Annotated in this window: 12 protein-coding genes and 1 pseudogene; 5 read left to right on the top strand and 8 right to left on the bottom strand. The window is 65.0% G+C overall.

What is annotated here, in order from left to right; all coding sequences use genetic code 11:
* Nucleotides 1-102: 102 nt before the first annotated feature.
* The 4 genes from HU748_RS02195 to HU748_RS02180 all read left to right on the top strand — a co-directional run bounded on the left by HU748_RS02195 (nt 103) and on the right by HU748_RS02180 (nt 5,244).
* Nucleotides 103-1,890: an N-acetylglutaminylglutamine amidotransferase gene (locus tag HU748_RS02195; protein ID WP_186667011.1), complete on the top strand. Its 1,788-nt coding sequence runs from the start codon at nt 103-105 to the stop codon at nt 1,888-1,890.
* Between the two features lie 3 nt (nt 1,891-1,893).
* Complete coding sequence (gene ngg, locus HU748_RS02190) at nt 1,894-3,636, top strand: N-acetylglutaminylglutamine synthetase (protein ID WP_186711773.1); 1,743 nt, start codon at nt 1,894-1,896, stop codon at nt 3,634-3,636.
* A gap of 83 nt (nt 3,637-3,719) precedes the next feature.
* Nucleotides 3,720-4,904: an osmoprotectant NAGGN system M42 family peptidase gene (locus HU748_RS02185; protein WP_186667013.1), complete on the top strand. Its 1,185-nt coding sequence runs from the start codon at nt 3,720-3,722 to the stop codon at nt 4,902-4,904.
* Between the two features lie 112 nt (nt 4,905-5,016).
* On the top strand, nt 5,017-5,244 hold the full coding sequence (locus HU748_RS02180; protein ID WP_054893888.1) for a YheU family protein: 228 nt from the start codon (nt 5,017-5,019) through the stop codon (nt 5,242-5,244).
* A gap of 152 nt (nt 5,245-5,396) precedes the next feature.
* Here the strand turns inward: HU748_RS02180 and csrA are convergent, their stop codons facing one another.
* Together csrA and HU748_RS02170 are read right to left on the bottom strand one after the other, a co-directional pair.
* Entirely contained in the window at nt 5,397-5,585 is a 189-nt protein-coding gene (gene csrA, locus HU748_RS02175) for a carbon storage regulator CsrA (RefSeq protein WP_186710158.1), read from the bottom strand.
* Nucleotides 5,586-5,716: 131 nt separating this feature from the next.
* Nucleotides 5,717-6,529, bottom strand: a complete 813-nt coding sequence (locus HU748_RS02170; RefSeq protein ID WP_186667015.1) for an SDR family oxidoreductase — start codon at nt 6,527-6,529, stop codon at nt 5,717-5,719.
* A 226-nt stretch (nt 6,530-6,755) separates the two neighbouring features.
* On the opposite strand from HU748_RS02170, the gene HU748_RS26325 reads away from it, so the two are divergent.
* The gene (locus tag HU748_RS26325) at nt 6,756-6,908 is read left to right on the top strand and encodes a DUF3309 family protein (RefSeq protein WP_065862157.1); all 153 of its coding nucleotides are present in this window, start codon (nt 6,756-6,758) and stop codon (nt 6,906-6,908) included.
* Between the two features lie 102 nt (nt 6,909-7,010).
* Here HU748_RS26325 and HU748_RS02165 read toward each other — a convergent pair.
* From HU748_RS02165 to HU748_RS02140, 6 genes and pseudogenes are all read right to left on the bottom strand, one after another.
* Nucleotides 7,011-10,061: pseudogene (locus HU748_RS02165) on the bottom strand (transporter substrate-binding domain-containing protein); the annotation flags it as partial.
* 63 nt (nt 10,062-10,124) lie between these two features.
* Entirely contained in the window at nt 10,125-10,751 is a 627-nt protein-coding gene (locus tag HU748_RS02160; RefSeq protein WP_186667018.1) for a response regulator transcription factor, read from the bottom strand.
* Between the two features lie 29 nt (nt 10,752-10,780).
* On the bottom strand, nt 10,781-11,986 hold the full coding sequence (locus HU748_RS02155; RefSeq protein ID WP_186719025.1) for a hypothetical protein: 1,206 nt from the start codon (nt 11,984-11,986) through the stop codon (nt 10,781-10,783).
* Complete coding sequence (locus tag HU748_RS02150; protein WP_186710164.1) at nt 11,983-12,714, bottom strand: molecular chaperone; 732 nt, start codon at nt 12,712-12,714, stop codon at nt 11,983-11,985. The genes HU748_RS02155 and HU748_RS02150 overlap by 4 nt, the downstream gene beginning before the upstream one ends.
* 132 nt (nt 12,715-12,846) lie before the next feature.
* A complete protein-coding gene (locus HU748_RS02145) occupies nt 12,847-15,276 on the bottom strand; it encodes a TcfC E-set like domain-containing protein (RefSeq protein ID WP_238343263.1) in 2,430 nt (809 codons plus the stop codon).
* 156 nt (nt 15,277-15,432) lie between these two features.
* Nucleotides 15,433-15,912 (bottom strand): CS1 type fimbrial major subunit, encoded by a 480-nt coding sequence (locus HU748_RS02140; protein ID WP_186667025.1) that lies wholly within the window; start codon nt 15,910-15,912, stop codon nt 15,433-15,435.
* Nucleotides 15,913-15,920 lie beyond the last annotated feature (8 nt).

The raw sequence follows: 15,920 nt of genomic DNA, 5'->3' as shown, positions 1-15,920 counted from the left end.
ATAACAGATTGATCTAAAACTCCCGCAAATCCCCTGGGTCAGTTCCTTAAGGTGCCCCATGTGGGGGCACTCTTTCCCCAACGGCAAAACCGGTAAGGACTTATGTGCGGATTAGCAGGAGAGTTACGTTTCACCCCCATCGACCAAGCCCCCCGCCCGGCGGATCTCGCCGCGGTGGAGCGCATCACCCACCATCTGGCGCCACGCGGCCCTGATGCCTGGGGCTTCCATAGCCAGGGGCCGATCGCCCTCGGCCATCGGCGCCTGAAGATCATGGACCTGTCCGACGGCTCGGCGCAGCCGATGGTCGATAACACCCTCGGCCTGTCCCTGGCCTTCAACGGCGCCATCTACAACTTCCCGGAGCTGCGCCAGGAACTGCAGGACCTGGGTTACAGGTTCTGGTCCGACGGCGACACCGAAGTGCTGCTCAAGGGCTACCACGCCTGGGGCGCCGCGCTGCTGCCCAAGCTCAACGGCATGTTTGCCCTGGCCATCTGGGAACGCGACAACCAGCGCCTGTTCCTGGCCCGCGACCGCCTCGGCGTCAAGCCGCTGTACCTGTCGCGCAACGGCGAGCGCCTGCGCTTCGCCTCGACCCTGCCGGCGCTGCTCAAGGGCGGCGACATCGACCCGATGATCGATCCGGTGGCGCTCAACCACTACCTCAACTTCCACGCCGTGGTGCCCGCCCCGCGCACGATGCTGGCCAACGTGCAGAAGCTCGAGCCCGGCACCTGGATGCGCATCGACCGCCACGGTGAAGTCGAGCGCCAGACCTGGTGGCAGCTGCATTACGGCCCGCACCCGGACGAGCAGGACCTCGATCTCGAAGGCTGGACCACCCGCGTGCTCGATGCCACCCGCGATGCCGTGGCGATCCGCCAGCGCGCGGCTGTGGATGTCGGCGTGCTGCTGTCAGGCGGTGTCGACTCCAGTCTGCTGGTCGGCCTGCTGCGCGAGGTCGGTGTGGACGACCTGTCGACGTTCTCCATCGGTTTTGAGGATGCCGGCGGCGAACGTGGCGACGAGTTCCAGTACTCGGACCTGATCGCCAAGCACTACGGCACCCGCCACCACCAGCTGCGCATCGCCGAACACGAGATCATCGAGCAATTGCCGGCCGCCTTCCGCGCCATGAGCGAGCCGATGGTCAGCCACGACTGCATCGCCTTCTATCTGCTCTCGCGTGAAGTCGCCAAGCACTGCAAGGGCGTGCAGAGCGGCCAGGGCGCCGACGAATTGTTCGCCGGTTACCACTGGTATCCGCAGGTCGATGGCGCCGAGGATGCCTTCGGCGCCTATCGCAAGGCGTTCTTCGACCGTAGCCACGACGAATACCGCGACACCGTGCAGGCCCCCTGGTTGCTGGACAACGATGCCGCTGGCGATTTCGTCCGCGAGCACTTCGCTCGCCCCGGTGCAACCCATGCGGTGGACAAGGCCCTGCGCCTGGACAGCACGGTGATGCTGGTCGACGACCCGGTCAAGCGTGTCGACAACATGACCATGGCCTGGGGGCTGGAGGCACGTACGCCGTTCCTCGACTATCGCCTGGTCGAACTTTCTGCGCGTATCCCGGCGCGCTTCAAGCTGCCCGACGGTGGCAAGCAGGTGCTCAAGCAGGCGGCGCGACGGGTCATTCCCCATGAAGTCATCGACCGCAAGAAGGGCTACTTCCCCGTACCCGGCCTCAAGCACCTGGAGGGCGCGACCCTTGGCTGGGTACGCGAACTGCTGACCGACCCGAGCCAGGACCGCGGCCTGTTCAACCCGGCGATGCTCGACCGCCTGCTGAGCAACCCGCATGGCCAACTGACCCCGCTGCGCGGTTCCAAGCTGTGGCAATTGGCGGCCCTGAACCTGTGGCTCAGCGAACAAGGAATCTGACCGATGAAAGCCCATAGTGCCTATGGCCAGCGCCTGCTGCGCGGCCAGGCGCCCTCCTACGAACGCCTGCAGGCCCGCCTGGCGGGCGACGGCAGCGACCCGCACGACCAACCGCGTGCGGTGCACTGCGGCTGGGGGCGGTTGCTGATCGGCCACACCTACCCTGACCCTGCACAACTTGCCGAGGCCATGCTCGACGAACAGCCCGGCGAACGTGACATCGCCCTGTACGTGGCGGCCCCCCAGCAGTTGCTGGCCCAGGCGCCGCAACAGCTGTTTCTCGACCCCTCCGACACCCTGCGCCTGTGGTTCACCGACTACCGCCCGGCGCAGCGCGTATTCCGCGGGTTTCGCATCCGCCGCGCGCAAGCCGAAGGCGACTGGCAAGCAATCAACACGCTGTACCAGGCGCGCGGCATGATGCCGGTCAATCCCGAGCTGCTCACCCCGCGCCACCTGGGTGGCCCGGTGTACTGGATGGCCGAGGACGAAGACACCGGCGCGGTGATCGGCAGCGTCATGGGGCTGAACCACAGCAAGGCTTTCGACGACCCCGAGCACGGCAGCAGCCTGTGGTGCCTGGCCGTCTCCCCGCAGTGCAGCCGTCCGGGTGTCGGCGAAGTGCTGGTGCGCCATCTGGTGGAGCACTTCATGAGCCGCGGCCTGGCTTACCTCGACCTGTCGGTGATGCACGACAACCGCCAGGCCAAGCGGCTTTACCAGAAGCTGGGCTTTCGCAACCTGCCCACCTTCGCCGTCAAGCGCAGGAATGGCATCAACCAGGAACTGTTCCTCGGCCCTGGCCCTGAAGCCGGGCTCAATCCCTACGCGCGGATCATCGTCAACGAAGCCCTGCGCCGTGGTATCGAAGTCCAGGTGGACGACGCCAGCGCCGGGCTGTTCACCCTGAGCCTGGGCGGGCGCAGGATTCGCTGTCGCGAATCACTGAGTGACTTGACCAGCGCCGTGACCATGACCCTGTGCCAGGACAAGCGCCTGACCCGCAAGGTGCTGCACGATGCCGGGCTGCAAGTGCCTGCCCAGCAGTTGGCGGGCAACGCCGACGACAACCTGGCCTTTCTCGAAGAGCATGGCGCCGTGGTGGTCAAGCCGGTGGATGGCGAGCAGGGCCAGGGTGTCGCGGTCAACCTCACCGAATACGACGAGATCAGCCAGGCTGTGGAGCACGCCCGGCGTTTCGACAGCCGCGTGCTGCTCGAGAGCTTCCACGCCGGTTTCGACCTGCGCATCCTTGTGATCGGCTTCGAGGTGGTGGCCGCCGCCATTCGCCATCCGGCCGAGGTGATCGGCGACGGCAAGCACACCATAAAGGCGCTGATCGAAGCCCAGAGCCGCCGTCGCCAGGCCGCAACCGGGGGTGAAAGCCGCATCCCGATGGATGAGGAAACCGAGCGCACCCTGCGCGCCTGCGGGCTGGGCTTTGAAGACGTATTACCCGCAGGCCAGCGCCTGGCGGTGCGGCGCACGGCAAACCTGCACACGGGCGGCACCCTGGAAGATGTCACCGAACAGTTGCACCCGGTGCTCGCCGATGCGGCGGTGAGGGCTGCGCGGGCGCTGGAGATTCCGGTGGTGGGCCTGGACCTGATGGTGCGCGATGCGCAGCAGCCAGACTACGTGATCATCGAAGCCAACGAACGGGCCGGGCTGGCCAACCATGAACCGCAGCCGACTGCGGAGCGGTTCGTGGATCTGCTGTTCCCGCATAGCCAGGCCCTGGCCTGAATCGCTGCTGGCCTTTTCGCGGGCAAGCCCTTGTGGAATGGGCTTGCCCGCGAAAAAGCCAGCAAAGACCCCAAGGAGTACCCATGTCCGAACGACTCCCCGAACCCGACCTGGACTACCTCAAGCGCGTCCTCCTGGAGATGCTTGCCATCCCCAGTCCAACCGGCTTCACCGATACCATCGTGCGCTACGTAGCCGAGCGCCTGGACGAACTGGGCATCCCCTTCGAGCTGACCCGCCGTGGCACCATCCGCGCCACGCTCAAGGGCCGTCAGAGTTCGCCCGATCGCGCCGTCTCGGCACACCTGGACACCATCGGCGCCAGCGTGCGGCAGTTGCAGGACAATGGCCGCCTGGCCCTGTCGGCGGTGGGGCACTGGTCCAGCCGCTTCGCCGAAGGCAGCCGGGTCAGCGTGTTCACCGACACCGGCGTGTTTCGCGGCAGCGTGCTGCCGTTGATGGCCAGCGGGCACGCTTTCAACACCGCCATCGACCAGATGCCGATCAGTTGGGAACACGTTGAGGTGCGCCTGGACGCCTACTGCGCTACCCGCGCCGATTGCGAGGCGCTGGGCATTGGCATCGGTGATTTCGTCGCCTTCGACCCGCTACCGGAATTCACCGACAGCGGCCATATCAGCGCCCGTCACCTGGACGACAAAGCCGGCGTGGCGGCATTGCTCGCAGCCCTCAAGGCTGTGGTGGAAAGTGGCCGCCAACCGCTGATCGACTGCCATCCGCTGTTCACCATCACCGAGGAAACCGGGTCCGGGGCCGCAGGCGCGCTGCCTTGGGATGTCAGCGAGTTCGTCGGCATCGACATCGCCCCGGTGGCGCCGGGGCAGGCGTCCAGCGAGCATGCGGTAAGCGTGGCGATGCAGGACTCTTCAGGGCCGTACGACTACCACCTGTCCCGTCATCTGCTCAAGCTCGCGAGCGACCAGGAGTTGCCGGTACGCCGCGACCTGTTCCGCTACTACTTCAGCGACGCCCACTCGGCGGTCACGGCCGGGCACGATATCCGCACTGCGCTGGTGGCGTTCGGTTGCGACGCCACTCACGGTTACGAGCGCACCCACATCGACAGCCTGGCTGCACTGAGTCGCCTGTTGTCGGCGTACCTGCTCAGCCCGCCCGTGTTCGCCAGCGACTCGCAACCGGCCAATACTTCTCTGGAGCGTTTCAGTCATCAACTGGAGCATGATGCGCAAATGGAGAGCGATACCCGGGTGCCAGCGGTGGATAGCCTGGTGGGCAACAAGAGCTGATCCTGGCGGCGGCGTCTACGCGGGTGACCCCGCCCAGACGTCGCCGGCAATTAACGTCCCTGCCCCACTTTCAAGTAGCATGCAGCCCAACCTGCCCAACCCGATAGCCATCATGCTGATCCCCTACGACCAACTCGAAGCCGACACCCTCACCCGCCTGATCGAAGACTTCGTCACCCGCGACGGCACCGACAACGGCGACGACACCCCACTGGAAACCCGCGTGCTGCGCGTGCGCCAGGCCTTGGCCAAGGGCCAGGCGTTCATTCTCTTCGATCTGGAAAGCCAGCAGTGCCAGTTACTGGCCAAGCATGATGTGCCACGGGAGCTTCTGGACTAGGGTCTGCCTGAAATGTATCTGCACTCGCCCATACTGCGTTGAAACGGGGCTCGGAACGCTCATGTACTCCAGTACAGTCGTGCGCGACCCCGGGCGTTCCTCCCCCCGTTTCGCCTTGTCTGGCCTTCGCGCAGACACATTTCAGACAGCCCCTAAGCCGAAGTGCTGCGCTCCAGCTCCTGCTCCTTGATACGCTTGTGAATCTCCGAGCGGTGCACCACCACCTCACGCGGTGCACTGATCCCGAAGCGCACTACCCCGCCTTCTACGGCCATCACCTTGATGCGGATGTTCTCGCCGATGGTGATGACCTCGCCGATTTCGCGTCCGATTACCAGCATGCTCCGATCCTCCAGATCGAGGGAAAACCCGAGCCTGCGCTGGGGTTCCGGCCTATTCAATCATTCACCCATGAAAAAGACCGGACCTACCTAGCAAGGTAAAAACGCCTACAGACCGACACCACAAAAACCTAGTGACCCGAGCGCGCCTTGGCTCGCATCTTCACCGCCATGGCGGCCATTTCGTCATACAACACCTGCGGGGCTTCGCACTTCAGGCGCCAGGCGTCGCGCCCGGCCTCGTGCGGCAGGATCAGGAACTCACCGGCATCGACCTGGGCATGGATGTAGTCGGCGATGTCGGCAGCGGTGATCGGCGAGCCCTCCAGCAGCTTGCCGACCTGCGCCTTCATCGCAGGATTCGGCCCGCGGAAGGAGTCGAGCAGATTGGTCTGGAAGAACGACGGGCACACCACATGCACCCCCACCTCTAGCTGGCGCAACTCCACCAGCAGGCTTTCCGACAGCGCCAGCACTCCGGCCTTGGCGACGTTGTAGTTGCTCATCCCCGGCCCTTGCATCAACGCCGCCATCGAGGCGATGTTGATGATGCGCCCCTTGCTGCGCTCGAGCAGTGGCAGAAACGCCTTGCAGCCCTTGACCACGCCCATCAGGTTGACTGCGATCTGCCAGTCCCAATCCTCGAGCGACAGCTCGGCGAAAAACCCGCCCGAGGCGACGCCTGCGTTATTGACGATCACATCGATGCCGCCGAATTGCTCCTCGCAAGCTTGGGCCAGGGCGGTGAGCTGGCTGTAGTCACGCACGTCGCAACGCTGCACGAAACCACTGCCGCCTGCGGCACGTACCAGCTCCAGGGTTTCGCGCAGGCCTGCATCGCTGACATCGGCCAGCGCCAGGCGCCAACCCTCTCGAGCCCAGCGCAGGGCGATCTCGCGTCCCAGGCCGGAACCTGCGCCTGTGATCATGATGCGGTTTTGCATGGTGACGGGCCTTGTGACGACTGAATTGCAACCGAGTCTAATCAACGTCGGCCAGCCAGGCAGGGTCCATCAGGATAGTGAATGGATGGGCATGACCCATTGGTCAGTATCGATCCTGCGAAGAAGCCGCACACCAATGGAATCTTTCCCAAGCGGCACCAGTCCGAATCTACAAGAGGCCAGCAGTTCCAGGCCCTTGCCCCTCAATCACGCAAGGACTTCGCCCATGACCACGATCCTCATCATCATTCTGATCCTGCTGCTGATCGGTGGCTTACCGGTCTTCCCCCATTCGCGCAGTTGGGGCTATGGCCCGTCCGGCATCGTCGGCGCTGTACTGGTGGTGCTGCTGGTGCTGTTGCTGCTCGGGATGATATGACGCCACCGCCATGCCGCCAGCGGCGGCGTGGCGCTCGAGCTGGCGATCCAGTTGCTGCATCGCTGTGCGCAAGGCGCGCACATCTGCGCCCAATTTCACCGGTGCAGGGGACGGCTCGGCGCAGGTCCGTTCGAGGCGTTCGCACAACGTCACCAAGGTGCGGGCGCGCACGATGCGCGCAGCGCCCTTGACCCGATGGGCCAGTTGCGCAAGCGCCCGCGGCTGGTGCCTGAACGCCTGCAGACGCTCGAGGTCGCTGCGATTGCTACTGCGCAAATCGGCCAGCAAGGCATTGAGCGCAGCCTGATCCTTGCCCACCAGACGCGTCAAATGGGCCATGTCCAGGATCGGTTGCCCGCATGCGGTCGCTCGCGAGGGTGGACGACAGGCCGTCAGCACCCGCTCCAGGTCTTGCAGCCCCAGCGGTTTGAACAGGCAAGCGTCCATGCCCGCCGCCCGGCAGCGGTTTCGCTCATCGGCCAGGGCGCTGGCCGTGAGCCCGATGACCCGACAGCGCGGACGCTCGCTGCGCCGCTCATGTTCGCGGATTGCCCGCGCCAGCGCCTGCCCACCGAGGCGTGGCATGCTGCAATCGCTGATCACCACATCGAAATGCTCCTTGAGCCACAAGCGCAAGGCCTGCGTGCCATCTTCGGCGACGCGGGCCTGATGGCCGAGGTAATCGAGCTGCTGCGCCAGCAGCAGACGGTTGGCCGGATAGTCATCGACCACCAGCACCCGCAATCTGGCGAAGTGCGCCATGGCTGTGGGCGCGGTCGGCCCCTCACGGGCTTCCTGCGCGGTCAGCAAGGGCAGCTCAAGGTGGATGCACACGCGTGTTCCCTGCCCCAGCACACTGTCCAGCCTCAGGTGCCCCCCCATCATCTGGCACAGGCTGCGACTGATGGCCAGACCCAGCCCGGCGCTCTGCCGTGGCGATTGCCGCTGGTTGCTGGCCTGGCGAAAGAGCTGGCCAAGAACTGCCAATTCATCGGCGGCAATGCCGATCCCGGTATCCTCCACGACCAGCTCGACCGTCAGCCTGGCCCCCTGCGCACGCGCCTGCAAATCAACCCGGACATGGCCCTCCCCAGTGAACTTGATCGCATTGCTCAGGACGTTGGCGAGGATCTGCTTGAAGCGCAGAGGGTCGAGCATGACCTCGCACGCCTGTGCAACGCGCATGTCCAGCTCCAACACCAGCCCCTTGGCCCGCGCCTGCTCTTCGAACAACTGAACCACGCTGGCCACCTGCTCACCCAGCACGACCCGCTGCGGCGCCAGTTGCAAACGTCCGGCTTCGATCCGGCTGACATCGAGAATGTCACCGACCAGCTCAAGCAGGCCGCGTGCGGCATCGGTGGCCACCTCGATGGCCATGCGGTCGAGGACACCTTGGCCCGCCTTGCGCTGGGCCAGTTCAAGCATGCCCAGCACGGCGTGCAGCGGGGTGCGGATTTCATGGCTCATGGTGGTGAGAAAATCCGTCTTGGCCTGGTTCGCCGCCTCAGCCTCGCGGCGCGCCCGTGCCGCCTCTCGCTGCAGACGGCGCAGGTAACGGATCCATACCAGCGCCAGCAACAGCAGGCCCAAGGCCGCCGCGAAGCCTCCCAGGATCTTGCCACGATAGCGTGACCAGACCCCGTCCCCCACGATCAGCGGGTTGCGCCAGCGGCGCACCAGGGCATCGGTTTCCTGTGGGGAGAGGCTGAGCAGAGCCTTGTTCAGGATGCTCTGCAACTCCTGCTCGCCGCGCGCCGTGGCCAGCGCAAAGTGAGCAGGCGGCAAGGATACGCTGGCCGCGATCTTCAAGCGCCCCGGATACCAACGGGCGATCATCGGACGCGCATCGTCGTAGGTCAGTACCGCCGCGCTCACCTGACCACGGGCGACCGCGTGCAGGGCCTCCAGCGCCCCGTCATAGGCTTGCAAGCGGATACGCGGGTAGCGCTGGGCCAGGAGGTCCGGCACGGCACTGCCCAGGATCACGCCAAGTCGGTGCCCCTCCAGCCCGGCCAGGCTCGCGGGGCCGGGGGCGTCTTCACGTGTCACCAGCACCCTTGACGCACTCAGGTAAGCCCGACTGAAGCTCAGCTCGCGGGCCCGTTGCGGGCTGTAGGGCAAACCGGCAATTACCTGCGCACGCCCTTGACGTACCCACTCGATCATCTGCTCGATAGTGCCTGTGCCCTGCACCTCGAAACGCAACCCGGTGCGCTGGCTGACCCATTGCAGGATGTCCAGGCTAAGCCCCTGCAGCCCCGTCTTGGCATCGCGATAGCTCAGGGGTAGCAACTGTTCGTCCAGCACCACCTTGACCACAGGATTGTCAGCGATCCAGCGCTGCTCGGAAGTGCTCAACTGCAAGGCCTCAGGATCGTAGGCCGCCATTACCAAAGGGCTCCAGCGTCGGCGGATCTGCTCATGCTGGGGCTCGCCAAGGCTGGCGAGGGCGTCATCGACCAGGGCCGCCAGCGGTCCGGTCGAGTCGAGCATGGCAAAACCGATCGCTTGTGAATCCAGGTCTGCGTGACCGACCGCCTCGACCCCGAACAGCTGACTGCGCCCCAGCAGGTAGCGCCCTTTGAGGCCATCCCCGATGTACACATCGGCCTGGCCCAGTACCAGCGCGGCCATGGCACTGAACGGCGAGGCATGCCACTGGACCTGCGCCAGCGGGTAGACCGCCAGAACCTGCTCCAGTGGGCGATAACCTTCAACCATGGCCAGGCGCATACCGGGCTCATGCCCTGGACCAGGTACGCTGGTCGGCCGAGCCGCCATCAGCATGGGCCGATCCTCGGCATAGGGGTGCGACAAGCGCAGCCCCGCATCCTGGGCCTGGCGCGCAGTCACCGAGCCGACCAGGTCGACGCGTGCATCACGCAACGCTGCAAAGGCTTCATCCTGCGAGGCAAACACCTGCACCTCGACCGGCAGGCGCAAACGCGCCGCCACCAGGCTGGCGTAGTCGGCAGTGATACCCTCATAGGTCTGGCCAGTGCCCAGCAGGTCGAAAGGGGGATCGTGTCGTTCGACGATACCCAGGCGCAACCGACCTCGCTCCCACAACCAGCGCAGGGCGTCTTGCGTCGGCTCGATGGTCGGCCCCTCCAGGACAACCCACGAATGCAACTGGGTGGCAGCCGCCACCGGCGGGGCGATCAGGCACAACAGCAGCGCCAGCGACAGGGCTCGCCCGAGCACTGGACAGCTCTAGATCAGCAGGTTGCGGCGGGCGAAATCCGCGAGATCGATGAGCGAACGGACCCGCAGCTTTTCCAGCAGACGGCTCTTGTAGGTGCTGATGGTCTTGTTGCTCAGCAACATCGCATCGCCAATTGCCTTGTTGCTCAAGCCCCTGGCCAACTGCTGCAGAACCATCAGTTCACGGTCGGTGAGGCTGGCGATGCACTGTGCCTCGCTGGCCTTGAGATCCTGCCGGTGCACCGAGCTGAGCGTCACCTGCGGAAAGTAGGTGTAACCGGAAAGCACCGCGCGCACCGCCTTGTTCAGTTCGCCAAGATCATCGGTCTTGGACACGTAGCCCGCAGCGCCGGCCTGCATGCAACGCAGCGAATAGGCCTCGGCCAGTTGAGAGGTGAGGATCAGCGACTTGGCCGGGTGCTCCAGGCTGCGCATCCGGGCGATCACCTCCAGGCCATCCAGGCCCGGCATGGTGATGTCCAGGATCACCAGGTCCACCGGTTCCTGACGCATCAACCGCAGTGCATCGATACCATTGTCCGCCTGCCCGACGACCTCCAGCCGTTCCTGGCGCAACAGCATGCACACGGTCGAGCGGATGAAAGGGTGGTCGTCGACCACCAGTACCCTGCTCATGCTCGTTCCTCGCTCGTCATGTCCATGGACTACAACTCGGCATCGAAAACGACGGTAACCAGGCCAGTGTAGGTGCTTCCGGCATTGGCCAGCATGCCGCGTACCTGATCGGATTCGATGGCGAAGTGCAACTGCCCGGGGCGGTTCGCCACCGGCTGTACCGATTCGAACTGCACTGCCATGGCGCGCCCCGTGGGTAGCGGCAGTCGCTGCACCGCGCCGCCCCCATGCTGGATCCGGCCAGGCAGGCTGAGTGCCACTCCCAGGTCGGCCTGATGGCTGGCGGCATCTCGGATCGCGCACTGCGTACCACTGTCGTACTGGCACAGCTTGTAGACCTTGAACGGGCCGGTCGACCACACCCGAAAAGGCAGGTCGCGATAAAGCCGCTGTGGAACCCGACCACCGCCCAGCCATGCCTGCCAGCCGCCCCGGGGCTCGAGCACGGCACGGTCGGAGCCTGGGGGAAACTCGAACACGAAGGCATGCTGCACATCCAGTTCGAAATTGACGGTCAGGGTATCGCCGCTGAGCGCCGATACCCCATTTCCGAAGTCGAAGTCCATGCCCGGGCCGATGCGGTAGGTGGTGGAGCCTCGATAGGTGCCAGAACGCAGGCGGTAAGGCGGTGGCAGGTCGAGTTGGAAGGCGACGCTGGTTTCCTGTACGTCGAGGTTCTGGCTGAAGCCCGCAGCAGCGTAACCACCATCTGCAGTGCAGGCACCCGGCGAGATCGGATCGCCGATGCGCCAGAGGTAGGAGACGAGGGCCGGACGGAACTGCGATACGCTGCCGATACTGCTGCAGCCGCCTTCCGGCGTGGCCTGATAAAGCGTATGTCGATTGAGATTCGCGCCGAGCACGCGCTGGCTGAGCGCGGTCCATTCGAACACCATGCGCCGGGATTCGAGCCCGTCGTCCGAGCGCACCTCGATCTCCCGTCGAGCAGGAACCTTGACGAAAAAGGTATCGCGCACATCCGAAGCTGTCCGGATCGTGGTCTTGGTATAGGTGATAGGCAGGGTGACGGTCATCTGGTTACGGCAAGTCGAACCCCAGCTCTGGCAGAGCCCTCCAGGCGGCGTAGTATTCTCGAACCGTCCCGACCCACCGCCCTGGTATTTTGCAGTCAAGGTCACCTCCAGGGCAGGGGCCACCGGTGCGACGAGCAGCATGAGCCATAGCCAGGTGCCACCGACATGCGCAAGGCGACCGCGTCCTGCAAGGCGGCTCATCCTTCCACCACGACATCGCGGCGTTCGGCCCCTTCATGCAGGTCGAAGCGATGTTCCTTTTCCACATGGCCATTGAATTGTCGGCTGCGCCCCGGCAACAAGTGATGCTTGGTGGCCGCGTCACAGGTCTGCGCCGACGCGTGGCATTGACGGAAACGGTCCAGGACCACACTGGCGTTGCCGGCGTTGGTCACCTCCAGTTGACCACCCTGGCGGCGGATCCGGGTATCGAAGCGTGGCTGCTGCGGACGTACGAACAGCAGCGAGCCGTAACCGGCCAGCAGGTTGACCCCGGCCTGCAAGTGCTCACGGTAGCTGCGCGCCTGTTGTTCATCGACGGCAAAGTCATCGCCGCGCTCAGGCAGCACCGGTAAAAAGCGCAGGCGGTAATAGCGCTCCTGGTCTCGCGGGCCGCGATAGAGCAGGCGCACAGCCTGCATTCCACCAGCCGGCACGATCAGCCGCGCGGGGCTGACCACCAGCCCTCGCTGCTCGAGCGCCAATCCATCGGTCGCGACTTCACGGGCTTGACCGTCGGCGTCGTACACCAGCTCCACAACGCTGATCTTGACGAAGGCGGTGGTATCGCCACCATTGCGCACCCGTTTCAGCAGGGTGCTGCGATCACCTTCGAGGTAGTCGTAGAGGCCACCGATATTCAGTTCGGGGGCCGCGTGAAGTGACAGCGGCAGCGCCAGCAGCAGGGCCATCAGGCTACGGATACCCATGCGATAAATCTCCATATATTCAATAGGATATTAGGGGGGCGTCGATCACGTGGCCATGCAGCGATGCGAACGACACTTCCCAAAACGTGATGAGAAACCTCCTACAAAAAGCAGGAAAAACTGCTCTTCCCTTCAACTGCCTGTATCCATGCCCGCCCTGCTCTCGCCTGCCAGCTCGCCACGCCGGCACTGCTGGTCGCCAGCCAGCAATACGTCGCCTTCACGTACCAGCCGCGAGGTGTCCAGCGCCAGCAGACAGACCGCGGCCCCCTTGAGACGCACTTCGAGGGTCGGTGTCGACTCGCTCATTTCCACAGCGAAGAAACCATCGACTTCGGTGACACTGCGGCTGGCGTCATTGATCACCTGCGCGCCACGCAAAGGCTGGCCCTTGTCGTCGAACAACCGCCCCAGCACCATGACCGTGCGCATCACCCGCAACTGGCGATAAGCGATACCCCCTCGGTTGAGGTGGTAATCCAGGCTGGCGGGCTGGATCAGCGCCGCCGTCGCGTCGACACCGTCGAAATCGAACTGCACGCTGCCAGGCTTGTAGGCCGCGACCGGTATCACGTTACGCCCGGGGCGCAGGAGTGACGTGGTGCCATTGGGGTCGTCGGCGTGCAGTTTCAGGTCGGGCAAGTCACTGTCGACGTCGACGATCAGGCCCGCCTGATGCGGCAGGTACTGGCCGCTCAGGGCGACTTTGCCGCCCCCAAGCGCGAGCAGGCTCTCCAGGTTCACCCCACCACTGAACTCGCCGTTGTAGGAGGATTGCTGCACGTAGGCATCGCCATGCATCACCTCACTTTCGAACTGGGTATCGCCGCCGAGCCCCACGCCATAGCGGTCGGCACTCATCGTTGCACCGACACTGCGCAGCGGCCCGAGCTCGAGGTCTTGCTGGTAGGCCAGCAAGGTGTTGACGTCGCGCCCGCCGTCGCGAGACGTGCGGGTGCCGACGGTCGCCGACAAACGCCGCCCCTTGCCGCCTCCCAGGCTCATGCTCAAGGCCAGGTTGACCCCGCGGCTGCGTGACTCGCCGGTGGCCAGCGTACCGGGACGGTCGAACACCGACAGCCGCCAGTTGGCATCGGAACCGAACAGCCGCCCGTAGTACGACCACCCCAGGTCCAAGCCCACGCCCTCGCTGCCTCCGCGGCTGTGCGACAGCCGCAGGTTGGCAGTGTGGCGCGGGTCCAGGCGCTGGCTCAGCGACACCGAGGTCTGCCGGGTCGACTGCGCCGCATGAGGGCGCTGGGTGGTCGTCTCGGGGGCGAGCCAGGAGCGGCTGTGGCTGGCCACCAGGGAGGTGCGCTCGAAGTTGCCGACGGCCTGCAGGTCGTAGCCGTTGCCATAGCCCCGGGCCTGATAGAGGTTGCCATACAGCTTGAAGCGCTCGTGCACATCCCAGTCCAGCGAGGTGCCGAACTGCTGCTGCTCATCGATCTGCTGCACGGAAACCCCCACCACTGCGCGTGGATGCAAGAGGTAGTTGGCCAGGACGCCGCCACTGAGGCTGTCGTCATGCTCGCGTGACCAGTTGCTCAGCACGCTGCTCTGTCGTCCCAGGTAGACGTTGTAGCGCCAACGTCCGCCGCGGCTGCTCCAGTTGCTGGGTTTGTAGATGAATGCCTGGTCGCGCGAGGTGACCTGGCCATCCTCGACCAGACGCACCTCGACCTCGTAGATGCCACCGGGCAGCACACGAGTGTCCAGGGTCTGCAAGCCAGGCTGCACAGGCTGGCTGTTGATCAGCACACCGTTGCGGTAGATCTCGACGATCGCCGGCCGGTCAGGGGTGACGTAGATCGGGGTGGCGCTGGGCATGCCGGTGTCCAGGATCAACCCATCGCTGCTGCCGAACATCACCCCCAGCGTGGTGTCGGCGCTGGCCCCGTTCAGCCTTGGCTGGCGCGTCAGGCCCTGGGCGCTGGGGGTGAAGTAGCCGAGCCGGTAGAAGTGATCTTCGACCAGGCGTTCGGCATACAGCTGCTCGACGTGATAGCGGGTCGAGGCGTCGGCCTCGCTGCCACGGTCGAGTTGTCCGTCGGCCAGGGCGGTCCAGTGGCCGATGCTGCCCTGGCCTTGTAATGCAAAGCGCCCCGTGCCGCCGCGTCCATCACCGACCAGATTGAGCTGATTGCGCAGCAGCAGGCCTTTACTTCCCTGCTCTGGCGGTCGATGAAAGCGAGGTGCCTGCCCGGCGCTTTCGGCCTGCAGGGTGAGCAAAGACAACTGCGAGTTGACCAGGCTGTAGTGCACGGCCTGAAGCCCGTCGGGACAATCCTGCAGACAATCGCCCAGCGGTCGCGGTCGTGCCAGACGCTCCTGCCAGCGTTGGCGCAGGCTTTCGGGCTCGCGGCTCTCGTCGGTCTCGGTGAACTCGAGCAGTTGCACCTGCTCGTCACGCCCCAGTACCACCAGGGCGTCACCCAGGTAGCGGCCGTCCAGGTCCACCCGCACCGCCAGCGGCACATCGAAGAAATGCCCCTCGAACTCGCGGGGCAAACCCTCGACCCGCCCCAGGGTCGCAGTGGCAGCAAGGCCGACCCGGGGCATCAAGGCGATGCAGGCGCCCACGAGCAGGCAATGGCGGAGCGCGACAGGGATAGGCTGAAAGATTGACATAGGCATCATGGCAGGCAATGCCCGCCCGGCCCTGACAAGCAGCAGACAGAGGCGGCAACGGGCAATGGGAAGCAGGGAGTGGGCGAATCAGGGGATGGCGGTTTCGAACATCATGCTCACCAGCCCCTGGTAGCTGCCGGGCACATAGCCGCCGGCTGGCGCGGCTTGAGCCGCGATCTCGAAACCGACCACCGCACCCGGCGCCGCCTGGGCCGCGCTGATGACTTCGGTGGAGGTGGTGCTGAGCGTGGTGCCGGCCACCGACACATCCAGGCCGATGCTGTTCACCCCGTCGCTGACCGCCGCCGGCGACACCAGGTAGGCGGTGATCGGGCCGACGGTGCTCTTGACCTGCAACTGCTTGCGGATCGGCTGCAGTTCGCTGCGGAACGAGTTCCAGGCCAGTTCCTGCGGGTCGTTCATCCAGTTGCCGCCCACCGGCTCGACGAAGAAGGCATCGGTAGGCACCTGCGCGGTGACCTGGACCTGCTTTTCGATAGGGTCGACGGCATATGCCGATGCGGCGGTGAACAGCGCGAGGGGCAGGGTCATGAACAGACGTTTCATGAGGAAAT

This window comes from Pseudomonas sp. RW3S2 (assembly GCF_014268955.1).
Taxonomy (GTDB): Bacteria; Pseudomonadota; Gammaproteobacteria; order Pseudomonadales; family Pseudomonadaceae; genus Aquipseudomonas; species Aquipseudomonas wayambapalatensis.
Note: the sequence above shows the minus strand (reverse complement) of the source record. Positions and strands in the feature narration are given on the sequence as shown.

Excerpts from the sequence above, each read along its gene's own strand:
- HU748_RS02195 (WP_186667011.1), top strand. The coding sequence starts at position 103 with ATGTGCGGATTAGCAGGAGAGTTACGTTTCACCCCCATCGACCAAGCC.
- csrA (WP_186710158.1), bottom strand. The coding sequence starts at position 5,585 with ATGCTGGTAATCGGACGCGAAATCGGCGAGGTCATCACCATCGGCGAG.
- HU748_RS02170 (WP_186667015.1), bottom strand. The coding sequence starts at position 6,529 with ATGCAAAACCGCATCATGATCACAGGCGCAGGTTCCGGCCTGGGACGC.
- HU748_RS02150 (WP_186710164.1), bottom strand. The coding sequence starts at position 12,714 with ATGGGTATCCGTAGCCTGATGGCCCTGCTGCTGGCGCTGCCGCTGTCA.
- HU748_RS26325 (WP_065862157.1), top strand. The coding sequence starts at position 6,756 with ATGACCACGATCCTCATCATCATTCTGATCCTGCTGCTGATCGGTGGC.
- HU748_RS02155 (WP_186719025.1), bottom strand. The coding sequence starts at position 11,986 with ATGAGCCGCCTTGCAGGACGCGGTCGCCTTGCGCATGTCGGTGGCACC.
- ngg (WP_186711773.1), top strand. The coding sequence starts at position 1,894 with ATGAAAGCCCATAGTGCCTATGGCCAGCGCCTGCTGCGCGGCCAGGCG.
- HU748_RS02160 (WP_186667018.1), bottom strand. The coding sequence starts at position 10,751 with ATGAGCAGGGTACTGGTGGTCGACGACCACCCTTTCATCCGCTCGACC.
- HU748_RS02185 (WP_186667013.1), top strand. The coding sequence starts at position 3,720 with ATGTCCGAACGACTCCCCGAACCCGACCTGGACTACCTCAAGCGCGTC.
- HU748_RS02145 (WP_238343263.1), bottom strand. The coding sequence starts at position 15,276 with ATGCCCCGGGTCGGCCTTGCTGCCACTGCGACCCTGGGGCGGGTCGAG.
- HU748_RS02180 (WP_054893888.1), top strand. The coding sequence starts at position 5,017 with ATGCTGATCCCCTACGACCAACTCGAAGCCGACACCCTCACCCGCCTG.
- HU748_RS02140 (WP_186667025.1), bottom strand. The coding sequence starts at position 15,912 with ATGAAACGTCTGTTCATGACCCTGCCCCTCGCGCTGTTCACCGCCGCA.